The 16,144-nt window shown below is 67.5% G+C and carries 12 protein-coding genes and 1 tRNA gene; 5 read left to right on the top strand and 8 right to left on the bottom strand.

Translation table 11 applies throughout. The annotated features are described in order from the left end of the window. Nucleotides 1–7: 7 nt before the first annotated feature. The 4 genes from ftsY to nusB all read right to left on the bottom strand — a co-directional run bounded on the left by ftsY (nucleotide 8) and on the right by nusB (nucleotide 2,987). A complete protein-coding gene (gene ftsY, locus AB1L88_RS11000; protein WP_367096702.1) occupies nucleotides 8–913 on the bottom strand; it encodes a signal recognition particle-docking protein FtsY in 906 nt (301 codons plus the stop codon). Nucleotides 914–997: 84 nt separating this feature from the next. Beyond that, entirely contained in the window at nucleotides 998–1,564 is a 567-nt protein-coding gene (locus AB1L88_RS10995; RefSeq protein ID WP_367096701.1) for an O-acetyl-ADP-ribose deacetylase, read from the bottom strand. 47 nt (nucleotides 1,565–1,611) lie between these two features. Then, nucleotides 1,612–2,475 (bottom strand): PHP domain-containing protein, encoded by an 864-nt coding sequence (locus AB1L88_RS10990; protein ID WP_367096700.1) that lies wholly within the window; start codon nucleotides 2,473–2,475, stop codon nucleotides 1,612–1,614. Beyond that, entirely contained in the window at nucleotides 2,472–2,987 is a 516-nt protein-coding gene (nusB, locus tag AB1L88_RS10985) for a transcription antitermination factor NusB (RefSeq protein WP_367096699.1), read from the bottom strand. The genes AB1L88_RS10990 and nusB overlap by 4 nt, the downstream gene beginning before the upstream one ends. Before the next feature lie 345 nt (nucleotides 2,988–3,332). On the opposite strand from nusB, the gene AB1L88_RS10980 reads away from it, so the two are divergent. Further along, nucleotides 3,333–4,412, top strand: a complete 1,080-nt coding sequence (locus AB1L88_RS10980) for a TlpA disulfide reductase family protein (RefSeq protein WP_367096698.1) — start codon at nucleotides 3,333–3,335, stop codon at nucleotides 4,410–4,412. Nucleotides 4,413–4,569: 157 nt separating this feature from the next. Here AB1L88_RS10980 and AB1L88_RS10975 read toward each other — a convergent pair whose 3' ends face one another. Continuing rightward, nucleotides 4,570–5,334, bottom strand: a complete 765-nt coding sequence (locus AB1L88_RS10975; RefSeq protein WP_367096697.1) for a hypothetical protein — start codon at nucleotides 5,332–5,334, stop codon at nucleotides 4,570–4,572. A 499-nt stretch (nucleotides 5,335–5,833) separates the two neighbouring features. Here AB1L88_RS10975 and xylA point away from each other — a divergent pair, with 499 nt between their 5' ends. Beyond that, a complete protein-coding gene (gene xylA, locus AB1L88_RS10970; protein ID WP_367096696.1) occupies nucleotides 5,834–7,147 on the top strand; it encodes a xylose isomerase in 1,314 nt (437 codons plus the stop codon). Nucleotides 7,148–7,230: 83 nt separating this feature from the next. Here xylA and AB1L88_RS10965 read toward each other — a convergent pair whose 3' ends face one another. Both AB1L88_RS10965 and AB1L88_RS10960 read right to left on the bottom strand, forming a co-directional pair. Further along, nucleotides 7,231–9,501: a hypothetical protein gene (locus AB1L88_RS10965; RefSeq protein WP_367096695.1), complete on the bottom strand. Its 2,271-nt coding sequence runs from the start codon at nucleotides 9,499–9,501 to the stop codon at nucleotides 7,231–7,233. A gap of 140 nt (nucleotides 9,502–9,641) precedes the next feature. After that, nucleotides 9,642–11,186, bottom strand: coding sequence for a hypothetical protein (locus AB1L88_RS10960; RefSeq protein ID WP_367096694.1), 1,545 nt, complete (start codon nucleotides 11,184–11,186; stop codon nucleotides 9,642–9,644). 439 nt (nucleotides 11,187–11,625) lie between these two features. Between AB1L88_RS10960 and AB1L88_RS10955 the strand changes: the two genes are divergently transcribed. Beyond that, the gene (locus tag AB1L88_RS10955; protein ID WP_367096693.1) at nucleotides 11,626–12,081 is read left to right on the top strand and encodes a hypothetical protein; all 456 of its coding nucleotides are present in this window, start codon (nucleotides 11,626–11,628) and stop codon (nucleotides 12,079–12,081) included. A 249-nt stretch (nucleotides 12,082–12,330) separates the two neighbouring features. Here AB1L88_RS10955 and AB1L88_RS10950 read toward each other — a convergent pair. After that, nucleotides 12,331–12,460, bottom strand: a tRNA-Arg gene (locus AB1L88_RS10950). Nucleotides 12,461–12,790: 330 nt separating this feature from the next. On the opposite strand from AB1L88_RS10950, the gene AB1L88_RS10945 reads away from it, so the two are divergent. Next, nucleotides 12,791–15,268, top strand: a complete 2,478-nt coding sequence (locus AB1L88_RS10945; RefSeq protein ID WP_367096692.1) for a DUF1549 and DUF1553 domain-containing protein — start codon at nucleotides 12,791–12,793, stop codon at nucleotides 15,266–15,268. 72 nt (nucleotides 15,269–15,340) lie between these two features. Then, nucleotides 15,341–16,114: a sugar phosphate isomerase/epimerase family protein gene (locus AB1L88_RS10940; protein ID WP_367096691.1), complete on the top strand. Its 774-nt coding sequence runs from the start codon at nucleotides 15,341–15,343 to the stop codon at nucleotides 16,112–16,114. Nucleotides 16,115–16,144: the final 30 nt, after the last annotated feature.

Here is a 16,144-nt window from a genome sequence, read left to right as displayed (position 1 = left end):
CGGGCGATCAGGAGAAGAGAGACTCGACGAAGGCGTCGGGGTCGAACGGCTGCAGGTCGTCGATCCCCTCGCCGACGCCGACGAACTTGACCGGCAATCCCGTCTGCTGGCGGACGGCGACGACGATGCCCCCCTTGGCGGTGCCGTCGAGCTTGGTGAGGATCACGCCGGAGCAGTCGATCGACTGGGTGAACATCTTGGCCTGCTGCAGGGCGTTCTGGCCGTTGGTGGCGTCGAGCACGAGCAGGGCCTCGTGAGGGGCGCCGGAGATCTTGCGGGCGATGATGCCGCGGACCTTCTCCAGCTCGCGCATCAGGTGGGTCTGGGTGTGCAGGCGGCCGGCGGTGTCGACGATGAGGAAGTCGGTCTTGCGGGCGAGGGCGCGGTCGCAGGCGTCGTGGGCGACGCTGGCGGGGTCGGCCCCCGGGTTGCCGCGGACGAGTTCGGCCCCGGCGCGATCGGCCCAGATGGCGAGTTGGTCGGCCGCGGCGGCGCGGAAGGTGTCGCAGGCGGCCAGGACGATCGAATGCCCCTGATCCTTCAAATACTGCGAGAGCTTGGCGATCGAGGTCGTCTTGCCCGAGCCGTTGACGCCGGCGACGAGGATCACGGTCGGGTTGGCGGCGGCCCGGTTCAAGTCGCCGGCCTTCGGGTCCTGGAGCAGGGTCTTCATCTCGGCCTTGAGGAAGCTGAGCAGATCCTCGTCGGCCGTCTTGTCGGCGAAGGCCTCGCGGACGCGATCGATGAGGATCTCGGTCGCCTTGACGCCGACGTCGGCCCGGATGAGCTTGGCTTCCAGCTCGTCGAGGAAGTCCTGATCGACCTTGCGGCCGAACCAGGAGCGGACGTCGAACAGCTTGGCGGTGCGGGCCAGCCCTTTTTTGAAGCGAGAGAGCAGATCTGTGAAGGCCATGATCGTCGGTCGAGGGTCGAGGGGAAGGTCCGGTCGTGGTGTCGTCATACTCCCCGACCGTGCGATACGAGCCGATGCTCGATTTTATTGTACGCGAATCGGCTCCGAAGTCGCCGGGCCGTTACCGTCGAGGCCCAATTCCGCCCGGTAGAGGGCGAGGTCGTCGTCGCCGAAGACGCAGAAAATGACCTGGCGGGGCGCGTCGTGCACGTGGAGCCAGAGGCGGACGGCGTCGACGGCGATCGTCGCGGCCTCGGCCTTCGGGTAGCCGAATGCGCCGGTCGAGATGCACGGGAAGGCGATCGACTCGACGCCGTGCTGATGCGCCAGGGTCAGCGATTCGACGTAGCAGGAGCGGAGCAGGGCGGCTTCTCCGTGATCGCCCCCGTGATACACCGGGCCGACGGTGTGGATGACGTGACCGGCCGGGAGCCGGTAGCCCCGGGTCATGCGGGCCTGGCCGGTCGGGCAGCCGCCGAGGGCTCGGCATTCGGCCAGCAGCTCGGGTCCGGCGGCGCGATGGATCGCCCCGTCGACCCCGCCGCCGCCGAGCAGGCTCTCCTTGGCGGCATTGACGATGGCATCGACCTCGAGCGTGGTGATGTCACCCCGGACGACTCGGATGCGATCGAGGATCGGGTCGGTCGGCATGGTGAGGTCTCTCCGAACGTCGGGACGGGCGAAGGGCACGCGGATCGTCACGGGTGGCCCGCCCGCTGGCGAAGCCGGTCGAGGTCGTCCGTCGGGGTCGCGATGGCCCCGACCCAGCGCCCGGCGCGGTCGGGGGCGTGGAAGTCGGTGCCGGCGATCGGGACGAGGTCGAAGCGGTCGGCGATCGCGCGCCAGCGACGCGAGCGGCGGTTGTCGACGCCGGGGCCGTCGACCTCCAGGGCGGCGAGCCCGGCCTCGCGATAGGACGCAAGCCGCTCCATCGTCAGATCATAAGGCGGGTGGGGCAGGCCCGCAACGCCGCCGGCCCGCCTGATGAGCAGGATGGCCTCGGCCACCGATGGGCCGCGCTTGGGGACCATGGCCGGGCCGTCGTCGCCAAGGTAGCGGGCAAAGACCAGGCGATGGGTGGCGACCTGGCCCGTCCGGACGAGGTAATCGGCCAGATGCTTGCGGCCGAGGGCGGCCCGGGGGTAGGAACGCCTGAGCGACTCGGAATCGACCCGCAGGCCGCACTCCGCGAGGCGATCGATCATCCGATCGAGGCGTGTTTGGCGATCATGTCGCAGGGCGTCGGCCGTGGCCCGGAGGTCGGGATCGTCCGGGTCGATGAAGTGGCCGAGGATGTGGACCTCTCGGGTGCCGTCGGAGGCGCTCAGCTCGATGCCGGGGATCAGCTCGATGCCGAGGCGCTGGGCCTCGGGCCGGGCGACGGCGAAGGCCGAGAGCGTGTCGTGATCCGTGATGGACAGGGCCGACAGCCCGACCGTCGCGGCGGCCCGGACGACGTCTCCCGGGGTGCACGAGCCGTCGGAGTGGGTCGTGTGGACATGGAGGTCGGCCCCGCGATGGGTCCGGCGGACCGCCCGGGGACGGGGCCTGCGGCGGCTCATGACGGTTCCGAGACGCCATCGGTTGCATCGGAACCGCCGGTGGAATCGTCCTCGTCGGGGGTCGATGCGTCGGGGGTCTCGGCCGGGGAGGGGGTGCCCCCGCGGGATTCGGCGGCGGCGGGCTGGAGGCGGTCGAGGATGCCGTTGACGAAGCGGCTCGACTGCGAGGTGCTGTAGCGCTTGGCCAGTTCGAGCGCCTCGTTGATGACCACCTTGACCGGGACCTCGGTGCGGTAGAGCATCTCGAAGGCCCCCAGGCGGAGCACGTTGCGGTCGATCGCCGCCATCCGTTCGACCGACCAGTTCTCGGCGACGCGGCCGATCAGCGCGTCGAGGTGGGCCTGGCGGGACCGGACGCCTTCGATGAGGGCATCGGCGTACGACCGGAGGGCGGGGTCGTGGAGGCGTCGCTCCACGAACTCCTGGATCACCTCGGGGCCGAGGTCGGGGTTGTGGTCGAGTTGATAGAGGACCTGAAGCGCGATTTCTCGTCCTCGGGTGCGTCGCGTCATGTTCGGCCGGGCTGTCAGGTCGGGGTCGGGGGGTGGGTTGGTCGGTCGGCGGGCGGGCGTCGGACCGATCGGGGGGCTCCTTCCGCCCCTCGGGCGCTCTCCTGTGAGCTAGACCATCTTAGTCGATCGCTCGACCCGTCGTGAAGGGCGCGCGGACGCGTTTCGTCGGGACATCGGGCCGGCGAGGCCGACCGGCTCGGCCCTAGGCATCTGTGCGACTTCCTGGCATGATCGATTCGGATGCGATTGGTGAACCGGACGAACTGTCGTCCGCGGACCGTTCGATCGCGCGATCGGCGCGGATCGAATCGCGACGAGGAGCCGCAAAGGAGCCCCGACCCCGCCATGATTCACTCTCTACTCGCCCCGGCCCGACGGCTCGCCGTGACCCTGGTTTTGCTGGCTCCCGCCGCGGGATGGTCGCAGCAATCGGAGCCGGCGGAGACCGACCCGATCGAGGCCATCAACGCCGAGTTCAATCGGAAGTACCGCGAGCTGGAACGGGAGCGGCTGGAGCAACTCGCCGCCCTGGCGGAGCAAACCGCGCCGGAGAAGGCCGGGCCGATCTACGAAACCTATTTCCGAGACGCCCTGGGGGCCGGCCTCTATCAGGACGCCGAGCCGGTGGCCGAGCGGCTCCTCTCGGGCCAGCCTCCGACGGCCGTGGTGCGCTACCTGGCCGAGGTCATCAACATCATGGCCGAGGCCGACCGGGGCGACTTCGAGAAGTCGCTCGAAAGTCTGCTCGGCGCCGTCGAGGCGGGGAAGGATGCGGATGAGGCCGACCTCGCCCGGGTCGCCCTGCCGGTCGCCGCGCGACTGTCGTTGCTCGACGCCTACTACCAGCGACTGGTGCAGGCCGGGGCCTATGAAATCGCCCGGAAGGCGTTCGAGATGGTCCAGCAGAGCGCCCAGGAGGGCAACGAGCCGGCGATCCTCGACTACCTCTCGAACCGGATCCAGCAGCTCGACATGATCGGCCGGCCCGCGCCGAGCTTCCAGGGGAGCGATGTCGACGGGCGCCTCGTGCGGCTGGAGGACTTCGAGGGCAAGCCCATCTTGCTCGTCTTCTGGGCCACCTGGTACCGGCCGAACGCCGAGCAGGTCGCCTGGATGAAGGAGGCGTACAGCGAGTACCGCGCGAGGGGCCTGCAGATCGTGGGGGTGAACCTCGATGCCCTGGCCAACGGCGGCCAGCCGGTCGAGGAGGTGATCCCCGAGGTCCGCCGCTACGTCCTCGATTACAACATCGGCTGGCCGAACCTGATCAACATCCCCGGCGAGAAGGATATCGCCCAGGCTTACGTCGTGAGTGAGATTCCGGCCAATGTGCTGATCGACGCGGAGGGTCGCATCTCCGCGCTCGACCTGAACCGGTCGAGCTTCTCCGAGGAGGTCGAGAAGGTCCTGGGCGGGTCGCAGTGATCAACCCCATTGGACCGACGCGATCGCAGCCCGGGCCGGTTCCGGGCTGTGCGCCGCGCGATGATCTCGGAACCCCCGCCTGAATGACGCCTCCCTCCACGGCCCCGAGAAACGCACGGCCAGGGAGGGGGGCCTGGGGGTGCCCAGATGCCGGTCCTCAGCGGTCCTGCGCGTTGACGCCTCGTTCGGCGGCCTGGGCGAGCGAGTCGTAGAGCGAGAGCAGGAACAGGTGGAAGGTATCGGCCACGCGGGCGGTCGAGTTCTCCCGGAGGTACTGGAGCGCCGGCTGTCCGTACCCGATCAGGGCCTCGCGGGCCGTCGCCACCGTGTTGATCCGGGCGCCGTCCATGGCCCGGTATTCGAGGACGACCTCATGGATGGCGTCGTCGGCCTCGTCGCGTTTGGTGATCAGGTCGCCCGAGACGGGGGCATCGGAGGGCCAGACGAGTTGGTCCTGCTGGTTGACGAAGCTGGTGATCTCGAGGATCGGCCGCGCGACGGCCGCCGGCTGATCGATCGGAGGAGGGCCGGGCCGTCCGTTGGCGCTCGGGCGACTCCCCGGGATCGGCGTGCCGCGTCCGGCCCGGGCGACTTCCATCCCCCGGGTCGAGGAGACGTCGTATCGCTGTTGCATCGAGACCTGCTGCCGGCGGTAATCGAACCGATCGGGGGTCGAGAGGCTGGTGCGATTGAGCGCCTCCTGATCCATGCCTGCACGCACGTTGGCCCGCTGATTCAGCATGTTGACCGAGGGCGGGGTGTACGGATGGGCGAATCCCCAGCCGAACCCGCCGAAGGGTCCGAACCCCCACTGGGCCTCGGCCTGGCCGGCGCCACAGATCACAAGGACGAACGCCGCCAGGACGCCTCGGAGCGGGGTGCGGCGAGGTCGGGCGGCGTTCCTTGGTTCGGTTGTCGTCATCGTGCGGTCTCGAGGGCGTCGTCGATGCAAGATCGGTGAAGCCGAAGGCCGCCCCAGGCTCCCCGGCAGCGATGGGGAGGGCCGGTCGATCCGACCCGGAGAGAAGATGCGCTCTCCGGTCAATCATAGGACGATCGGGAGGGATTCCACAACGGCGAGCAGGCCGATGCCGGAAGAAGATCCGGGTCGCCCGCGGGCCGAGTCGGGCTCGGCGCGGCGAACGACACGGGTTCCGCCCGATCCGCGCGACGCCCGGCCGGCACGGACCGGCGTCCGCCGGCCGATCGTCCACCCGGGATGACGCCGCGGTCGCGACCGGCCCCGAGGGCCGCCGCGATGGCCCGCGCCTCGCATCGGCGGGTTGGGCCGGGCGGGGACTTGTCCGAGCCGTGAGCGCCCCTTTACACTCATGTCCCTCTCCGGGCGCAGCCTGGTTGATTCGGGGCGTCCCGGGCGATTCAACGCCACCCTTCTCCCTCCGCGGCGCGAGGCCCTTGAGATGTCCGAGTTTTTCCCAGACGTTCCGAAGATCACCTACGGCGGCCCCAATTCGAAGAACCCCCTGGAATTCAAGCACTACAACCCCGATGAGCTGGTCGGCGGCAAGTCGATGCGCGACCACCTGCGGTTCTCGGTCGCCTACTGGCACACGTTCACCAACCCGCTGAGCGACCCCTTCGGCGCCGGGACCGCCCAGCGGCCCTGGGACGACGGCACCCCGACCGTCGAGAACGCCACCCGACGCGCCCGGGCGGCCTTCGAGTTCCTGGAGAAGCTGGGCGTCCCCTTCTACTGCTTCCACGACCGAGACGTGGCCCCCGAAGGCAAGACCCTGAAGGAGTCGAACGCAAACCTCGACGCCGTGGCGAAGGTCCTGAAGGAAGAACAGCAGCGTACCGGAGTCCGCTTGCTCTGGGGGACGGCCAACCTCTTCTCCAACCCCCGCTACATGCACGGGGCCTCGACCAGCCCGAACTTCGACGCCTTCGCCTTCGCCGGCGCCCAGGTGAAGAAGATGCTGGAGACGACCCTGGAGCTGGGGGGCCTCGGCTACACGTTCTGGGGGGGCCGCGAAGGGTACTCGACGCTCCTGAACACCGACCTGAAGCGCGAGCTGGACCACCTGGGCCGGTTCCTCAACATGGCCGTCGATTACAAGAAGTCGATCGGCTTCGACGGCCAGTTCTACATCGAGCCGAAGCCGATGGAGCCGACCAAGCACCAGTATGACAGCGACACCGAGAGCTGCCTGAACTTCCTCCGCACGTACGACCTGCTCGGCCACTTCAAGCTGAACCTCGAAACGAACCACGCCACCCTCGCCGGCCACGAGATGCAGCACGAGCTGCGCATGGCGGCAGCCTCGGGGGTGCTCGGCTCGATGGACGCCAACACCGGCGACCCGATGCTCGGCTGGGACACCGACCAGTTCCCGACAAGCATCTATCTGACGGCGACCAGCATGCTCGAAGTGCTGGACATGGGCGGCTGGACCACCGGCGGGATCAACTTCGACGCCAAGGTGCGCCGCGAGAGCTTCGAGCCGGTCGACCTGTTCTACGCCCACATCGGCGGGATGGACGCCTTCGCCCGCGGCCTGAAGATCGCCCACACGATTCGAGAGGACGGCCGCCTGGCCGACTTCGTCCGCAATCGCTACGCGAGCTGGGACGGCGAGCTCGGCCGCAAGGTCGAATCCGGCCGGGCCACCTTCAGCGACCTGGAGGCCTACATCCTGCCCAAGGGGGATGTGACGCCGAACGTCAGCGGCCGGCAGGAGATGCTCGAAAACCTGATCAACGAGTTCATCTGAGGCTGAGGCCCGACCGCCCGCCGGTTCGTCCCATCGGAGACGAACCGGCGCGGTGGGCCGGCCTCGGTCGAAGTCGCCTCCGGCTACCGGGTGACGCGACCCGTCGTCGGTTGCGACGCGATCACGGATTCGGCGGTCTCCCAGGTGACGGCAAGGTCCTGCGTCGGCCCGAACCCGAGCGCCGAGACCCAGAGCCCGTAGGGCGCCTGCTCCTTCTCGAAGTGGGTTTTGTGCGAGGTGTCGGGCTCGACCCCGTCGCAGACGAGGGTGAGCCGGTGCAAACCCTCGGCCAGGCGGAGCGGGGGGCTGACGAGGGTGTGCTGATCGCCCGACTCCAGTCGCCAGCGGGCCAGGACGGCTTCGCCGTCGCGAAGCTCCAGGACGCGAGCCGGCCTTCGGGTCATCCCCCGGAGCGCGAGGACGATGGGCTCGCCGGCCTCGGGGTTGTAGAGCGTCAACTCGCTCACGGGGTCGATGAGTCGTCCGCTCCCGAAGCGCGTCGGGATGTATCCGCGCCAGCCGCTGGCACAGAGCAAGGTGGGCCGGGAGGGGGCGGGCAGGAGATTCGTCTCGTAGACCGCCGTCACCTCGTCCTCGAAGACCTTCGCCGGCGCGAGACGCTGCTTGATCCGATCGAACTGCACCGGCAGTTCCGGGTAGTCTTCGGGACGATGGTGGAGCACCAGGTAGTCGAACCCGAAGGCCTTCAGGTAGAGCCAGGCATAGTCGTCGAACCGCTGGATCCCGGTGAGCCCGATCGGCTCGAAGGTGATCGCGTCGGTCGCCTTCAGGTAGTCCGGGTCTGCCAGGCGATTGGCGTGGAAGGGGGAGGAGTGGGTGATCAACGGCTCGTGAATCGGGTTCAAGTCGGCCGTATAGCCGGCCGAGGTCCGGAGCCCGTGGAAGGACTGCCAGTAGGTGCAGAGGGCCGGCATCCGCCAGCCGAAATTGGCATGAGGGGCCTCGAACATCGCGGCGTCGGGGGAGCGATCCTTGATGAATTGATAGGCCTTCGGCATGTCCGGGACCGGGCGTGTGGGGAAGGGCACGTGTGCGAGATCGGCCAGGGCGACCGCCATCACACCGATGGCCAGGGTGGCGCGTGCCGCGGCCCTCGGGATCCGGCCCAGCAGATGCCGGAAGCCGGCCGCCGCGATCAGGGCCGCCAGCAGGGATGCGAAGTAGGCAAACCGAGCGGGCACGCGGACGGGTTTGAGGATCCGGCCGGGGTCGCGGAGCCACTGCGCGGGCAGCGGGATCTCCGTCTTCCCGATCGTGATGGACGCCCCCAGTGAGAGGATCACCAGCACGGCGAGGCCGAGCCACCAGAAGGAAGCCCTCGGAAACCGGACCCGGGCGACGGCGGCGTAGGCCAGCAGTCCGATCGTGACGACTCCGAGATACGCCGGGAAGAAGGCGTCTCCGAGCAAGACCGAGCCGGGTTGCTGCAACCAGGTCGCCAGCAGCTTCGGGGCGATCGGCACGAGGTAGCTGCCGAGCGTCGCCTTGTAAAAGAGGAATTCGCCGGAGGTCCGATCCATCGGGAAGCCATGCGTCATGGCCCAGACCTGGCTCGAGAACAGGACCAGAAGCGCGGGGAAGGTCAACGCGACGAAGGCGACGAACCACCCCAGTCGCGGCAGGATGAACGGCTTGCGCGCCCTCCACCCGACTCGCCAGGCACTCCAGAGGACGTAGAGCGTGGCCGGGAAGACCCCGAAGAGTCCGTAATAGGGGGCGCTCATCGCCAGGAGCAGATACAGGCAGGCGGCCAGGGCCAATCGGCCTCGTGATGGTCGATCGACGAAACGAAGCCATCCGACCAGGAAGAGCGGGAACCAGCCCAGGGTAATCTGCTCGATTTCGCCGATGGCGAAATAGGAGTTCGGCCCCGCAAGCATCGCGAGCAAGCCGGCCAGGGTCGCCGCCCAGGGGTTGCGGAGGACGTACCAGGCCAGGACGAACGTTCCGCACCCCGTCAGCACGAATCCCTGGAACCAGATGATGTTGAAACAGAGCAGGTCATTCGAAAGGAACGACGAGAGGCCGAGATAGAGGAGGCTCTGATATTGCAGGGGGGGCAGGTAGCCCACCGGGGCCCCGACCGGATGCTGAAGGCCGCTGGCCAGGAAGGGCAGCGTCCCTTCCAGAAGGCACTGCTTGTGCCATCGCATCGTCCAGAGATGGACCAGCGGATCGGCCGCGTGCGCGGGCAAGGCCGTCTGAATCGTGGTGATGGCCGGGTAGGTCGCCCCGATGGCCACCCCGGCGTAGAGGATCGCGACGAGGAACAAGCGACGCCAGGAGGGGAGTTCGGGCTGATCGGGGGCGACCGCGTTCGAGGGCGATTCCATCCTGCTCGATCCTCCGTGATGCCGAGATGGCCGAGAAATACCGAACGCGGGTGCGGGATTGAAGCACGAAGGGCCGGATGGGTCAACGGAAGTCGACCCATCCGGCCACGACACGTCATCCGGGGCGCCCGGAGCGTCGCTCAGGCGGTTTTCCGGGCGTTCAGGCGTTCGAGGAGGCGGAAGGTGTGGCTGGGCTGGCCGCCGGAGAGTCCTTCAACGCCCGGCGTCCGTCCCGGCCCGGGCTGCGGCCGGAAGGGCGCACCAGGGGCCGCCGGAGGGATGACCGGCCCCGCTTCGAGCCGGACCCGACCGGCGAAGAAGGCCTGATCGAACGACTCGGGGCTGACCAGCGGGTTGAGGCTGTTGTCGATCAGTCCCTCGACCTTGGCGTTGATATAACCGGTCGGGAGCACCAGGTCGTTCGGGCCGCCGAAGACCCCTTCGAACGGCTGGACCGAGGCGGCGAAGATCGAGTCGAAGACGTCTCCGGCCACCCGGACTCCCATCTGGCCGCCGCCCTGGGCGGTCGGTGCCGCCCCGGTGCCGGTTCCAGGGGTGTACCCGGCCAGGACGTTGGTGTTGATCACGTCGCCGCCGAAGGTCAACGACCCGGCGTTACGACCCACCAGGATGGACGAGGCCACGGCGCCCCGGTTGGCCTTCAGTTGCTCGATCTCGCCGGCCTGGATGGACACGGTATCCATCCCGAGGCCGAACATGGCGGTGCGGACTCCCTCGACGGCCTGCACCGTGACCTTGTTCGTCTCGCCACCGATGTAGAAATTCGTCAGGCGAGCGTTGTTGCCGCCCACCTGGACCGTCATGTTCGTGGCGTTGCCGCCGATCCGGAACCGTCCGATGGCACCGGTCGCCACCTGGCCCGGGACCTGGGGGGCCTGGGAAATGATGGTCGTCCCGCCCGAATTGTCGCCGTTGAACGACCCCGTGTCCTCCAGGTCGAGGGCCGGGTCCCCCTGAATCGTGTTGGCCTGGAACACGTTGATGCGGCCGCTGACGTTGAAGGTGACGATGTCCTGGGGCGTCAGCGGGTCGACCACGGTCTCCGGGTTGGTCGTGTCGACGCGATCGAGAATGATGCTGGTCCCCACCCGGTTCGGGAGGCCGAGATTGATCGCGAACCGGTTGGGCTGGGCCTCACCCGAGGGAGGGTCGGGCGGTTCGGCGCCGAACGACGCGCGGGTCTCGACCCCCCCGAAGTGGAGCGTCACGACACCGTCGGGGATGTCGATCCGCCCCTGGACCTGCTCGGTCCCGCCGGGGCTGGTATCGCCGAGCCAGAAGTCGGGCATGTCCACGGCCAGCATGCCGACACCGATCCCCGGCCCGGGAGAGACGCTCGACGGAGAGACGAGGTTCTCGAAGAAGACCCGGCCATCCCCACCGCCGGCCTGATCGACCACGCCGATCAGCCGGGTCTGGGCGGGGTTGGCCCCCTGGACCGTGATGGTATCGATCAGGCCGGGCTGACCGATCGGGACCGGCGTCACCCCGTCGGTCCCCGGCTGGTTCGTGACCCGAAGCGAACCCGGCCCGACCAGTCGCAACGTCCAGAGGTCGCCATCGAAATCCACCCCGTGGAAGACCGTCGAGAGCATCTGACGGCTTTCGAGGACATCCGGCCCCGGACGGAAACCCAGCGACCGACGGCGCTTTGACGTCGACATGGAGACACTCTCCCAGAAGGGGAAACCCTCGCCCGATGCGGGACGACCCGCCCGGCCTGCCGTGCCAGGTCGCAGTCGGCCTCACCACAAAGACGGGCGAAGCCCAACGGCCCCCTCATCGCTCGATCGAACCACCGCGAATTTCGGCCCCCCGCCCCGGAGCGGGGCGAGGAATCGGGTCAGGGACGCTTCCCTCGCGGTCGTGACCAACTCACTCCTATTCAGTCGGTTCCCGCCTCGCACCCCTTGAGGAAAATCCACACGACCGGCACGATCAACAGAATCGCCAAGACAACTTCGCACTGGACCAGCGGCGGAAATGCCTGATAACATGCATTGAGCGGACGAGTTCCTGACCGGCCAGGGAGGGCCTGATCGTGTTGCCGGCGGCCAACGGATCTCGGGGCAGGACGGCTGGCTCGCCGGCAGGAGGGAGACGATGAGTCCGAACGCTCCGTCCCGGCGTCGGCCCGCGGTTCAGATCACCGAGATCCGAGCGGCTCGGCTGCACCGCCTCGTGCGATTGCTCGACGAAGCTCCGAGGTCGCGAACGGAGTTGCTCGCCTTGCTCCAGATCGGCTTGCGGACGTTTTACCGCGAGCTCGAACTCCTGCGCCGCTGCGGCGTCAAGATTCGCCTGATCAGCAAGCAGTATCAGCTTCGAGGTACCCTGACCCAGGCGGAAGCCCAGCTCCCGTTCCCCGATCCCCGGCTGAGTTTCGCCGAGATGGCGGAACTGTCGTCCTACCAGGGCCCGGTCGCTCGACGATTGGCAGGGATGCTGAAGCGAGTCCTGGACCAGTCGGCCGGCAAGTCGGAAAGAGGTTCGCGGGCGACGTCGGGTCAGGCGGGCGCAAAAGAAAACCCCCCGAGAGGTCGGGGGGGCCGGAAGTGACCGGGGTGGGACTCGAACCCACGACCAGCGGATTAACCTACCCCATCGGCTTTCACCGACCTCGGTTCGGCCCGGTTCGAGGGCCTCCCCGTGTTGGAGTCTGGACTCTCCCTTCACCATCGCAGGTGTGCCGCGTCGAGTCTCTGGGGCTGGACCCGGCGATCCGCCGGAGTCCTTGCCTGCTGATGACCCAATCCCCCACACTTTTCCGACCGTCACGTTTGCCGTTGCCGGCTACCGTTGTGGTGGTGGAGGCTCTCAGGGCGTCCCAGCATACTGCGGCATCCACTCTTGCGGTTCGGTTTCTTCCCGCAAGAGGCTCCAATTGTGCGCGCCGAATGGCGGCGTCGAAGTCCGCTGCTCTACCGACTGAGCTACCCGGTCGGCTGTTTCGCTGGACGGAGACGCATCCCGAGGAAGTCCAGGGGCGGCGTGCTCCCGTCACACACTACCTTACGCAACCGTCGCCGCCACGTCCAGGGACACCCGGTTTTCATCGCACGTTCGGGCGATTTTGCTCGCCGATCGCGGGGGGTGGGGGCGAGGCTCGCCCCAGGACGTTGGTGAAACTTGGTTTAACTTTTTCTTGTCGCTGACGGGGAAGGTCAGTAAAGTTGAGCATTGGATTCGCGTCTCCATGTCGAGGAATCGGATCGGGCAACGGCCGTGGTTCCGGGCCCCGGACTGGGACACCGAGGAGAGCACAGTGATGCACAGGTGGCTGGCCGCGACGACGATCGGACTGGTGCTGACGGCAATCGGCCCTGCAGGGCTCTCGGCCTCGGTGAGCGATCACCCCGAATCGGCTCGGGCCGAACCGTTGCGAATCGTCCCGGACGCGGTCACCCTGATCGGCCCCGACGCGGTCCAGCAACTGGCCGTCGAAGGTGCAGGGGATGGCAAGGATCACACCTCCTCGGCTCGATTCATCAGCGCCGATGAGTCGGTGGTGGTCGTCGATCGCTCCGGGATGATCTCGGCCCGGGGCGACGGCGAGACGGCCGTTCGGATCGAGGTCGGAGGCCGTCAGATCGAGGTGCCTGTCGAGGTCCGGGCGTTCGACGACCCGCCGCCGATCCACTTCACCAACCAGATTGTGCCGATTTTCACCAAGCTCGGCTGCAACGCCGGCGGCTGCCATGGGAAGTCGGGGGGTCAGAACGGCTTCCGCCTCAGCCTGCTCGGATTCGAACCGGAACTGGATTACGAAACCCTGGTGAAGGAAGGCCGAGGGCGCCGCGTCTTCCCGACCGCTCCCGAGCAAAGTCTGCTCCTTCTGAAAGCGGTCGCCGAGGTCCCGCACGGTGGCGGCAAGCTGCTCGCGGAGGACTCGCACGAGTACCGACTCATTCGCCGATGGATTGCCGAGGGGATGCCGGTAGGAGCCCCGGAGGCACCGACGGTGGACCGGATCGAGATCTATCCCCCCGCCCGGGTCCTCGCCCAGGGGACCGATCAGCAACTGGTGGTGACGGCCGTCTACTCGGATGGTTCGACCGAAGACGTCACCCGGTGGGCCCAGTACGAGTCGAACGTCTCCGAGGTCGCCAACGTGGCGGAGGGGGGGCGCGTTCGGACGGCAGACCTTCCCGGGATGGCCGCCGTGATGGCTCGCTATCAGGGGAAGGTGGCGGTCTTCCGGGCCACCGTCCCCCGGGGGGGCCCCGTGGCCGAGGCCATCGCGTTCTCGCCCAGGAACTTCGTCGATGAGCTGGCCCTCGCGCAGTGGAAGGAGTTGGGCCTGACCCCTTCGGATGTCTGCTCAGACGAGGAGTTCATCCGTCGGGCCTCGCTCGACATCACCGGCACCTTGCCGACCGTCGAGGAAATCGACGCGTTCGTCGCCGATGCCGACGCGGACAAGCGGGAGCGACTGGTCGATGTCCTCCTGGATCGCCCGGAGTATGCCAGGCTCTTCGCGGTCAAGTGGGCGGACATCCTCCGGAACAAGCGGTCCGGGGACGCTCGGAATCAACGCTCGACCTTCCGCTTCTACGACTGGATCCGCCGCCAGATCGACCAGAATACCCCGTTCGACGAGTTCACCCGGCAGGTGATCGCCGCCAGCGGCACCCCCGAGACGGCGCCTGCGACGGTCTGGTATCGCGACCTGAAGAAGGCCGACGAGTTCGTGGACGACGCGGCTCAGGTGTTCCTCGGGATGCGACTCCAGTGCGCGAAGTGCCATCACCACCCGTTCGAGACCTGGAGCCAGGAAGACTATTACGGCTTTGCAGCCTTCTTCGGTCGGGTCGGGCGGAAGGGGTCGCTGGCCTCCCAGCAAGGGGGGAGCGATGAATTGGTGATCTTCAGCAAGCGGAGCGGCCAGGTTCCCCACCCGAAGACCGGCCAGCCGATGGAGCCGAGGGGGCTCGGCGAGGCCGAACCCTTCGCGATCTCGGCGATGGAGGACCCGAGGGAGGTCCTGGTCGACTGGCTGGCACGCGAGGACAACCCCTTCTTCGCCCCGGCCGTGGTGAATCGCTACTGGGCACACTTCTTCGATCGGGGGCTGGTCGAGCCGATCGATGACCTTCGCGAGACGAACCCCGCCACGAATCCGGCCCTGATGGATGCGCTGAGCGAGGACTTCATCGCCTCCGGGTATGATCTCAAGCACCTCGTCCGGACGCTCACGACGAGCAGGCTCTACAGCCTTTCGAGTGAGCCGAACGACACGAATGCGAGGGATACGCAGAGCTTCGCCCGCTTCTACCCGAAGCGAATGGGCGCGGAGGTGCTGCTCGACGCCATCTCCCAGGTGACCCGGGTCCCGAATCGCTTCGATGGCTTGCCGGCCGGATTCCGGGCCATCGCGCTGCCCGACGAATCGGTCCGTTCCGACTTCCTGGACACCTTCGGCAGGCCGATGCGAGACACCGCCTGCGAGTGCGAGCGGATCGAGGACGCCAGCCTCAGTCAGAGCCTGATGCTGCTGAACTCCGCGGAGGTTCAGGCCAGGCTCTCCGATGACGCCGGCCGGGCGGCAGCCCTGGCCAGCGACCCGCGACCGATCGAGGAGCGGATCGACGAGCTGTTCCTCCAGGCCTTTGCTCGCACCCCTTCGGACAGCGAGCGGGCCACGGCGATCTTCCACGTCGAGTCGAAGCCCGGGCAGGAGCGCGAGGCCTTCGAGGACATCCTCTGGGCCTTGCTCAACGCCAAGGAATTCCAGTTTATTGATTGACGGTCCCGTGCCGGGCCCGGATCCTGGTGACTCCAGACCCGCTCGTTCCATTGTTTCCGGGAATCGACGACCATGCTCCTCCTCGGCACCGTCACGTACAATATCGCCAAGGACTGGGATCTCGACACGATCCTGACGAAGCTCCCCCCGCTAGGCTTCGAAGGGGTCGAGTTGCGCACCACGCACGCTCACGGCGTCGAGGTTTCCCTCTCCGACGCCGAGCGTGCCGAAGTTCGCAAGCGTTTCAGCGACGCGGGCCTGGAGCTCGCCGGCCTGGGGAGCGCCTTCGAGTACCACTCGGACGACCCGGCGGAAGTTCGGCGCAACATCGAAGGGACGAAGGAATTCATTCACCTAGCCCACGACATCGGGGCCCCCGGGGTGAAGGTCCGGCCGAACGGGATTCCCGAGGGGGCCGACCCCGAGGCGACCTTCCGGCAGATCGGCGAGTCATTGCTCGAGGTCGGCGAGTACGGCGAAGGCTTCGGGGTCGAGATCCGGGTCGAGGTCCATGGGCGGGACACGGCGAGGTTCCCCCAGTTCGCGACCATCATGAACCATGCGAATCATCGGAACGTCACGGTCTGCTGGAACTCGAACCCGACGGACCTGATCGACGGGTCCATTGAACCAGCCTTCGGAATGGTCGCCGACCGGATTGGCCTGGTTCACATCAACGAGCTTCATAGCGGCTATCCGTACCGGACTCTCTTTCGATTGCTCAATGAGTCGGGATACCAGGGCTTTACGCTCGCTGAGATTCCCGACAGCCCCGAGCCGGATCGATTGCTCCGCTACTACCGGGCGCTCTGGGAAGCCCTTCAGCCCGATCACGAATCCGACTGAGACCTCCTCGCTCGGCTCAGAACGGAATGT

The sequence above is a fragment of the Tautonia sp. JC769 genome (assembly GCF_040717455.1).
Lineage (GTDB): Bacteria > Planctomycetota > Planctomycetia > Isosphaerales > Isosphaeraceae > Tautonia.
The sequence above is the reverse complement of the archived record's forward strand: the minus strand, read 5'-3'. Positions and strand labels throughout refer to the sequence as shown.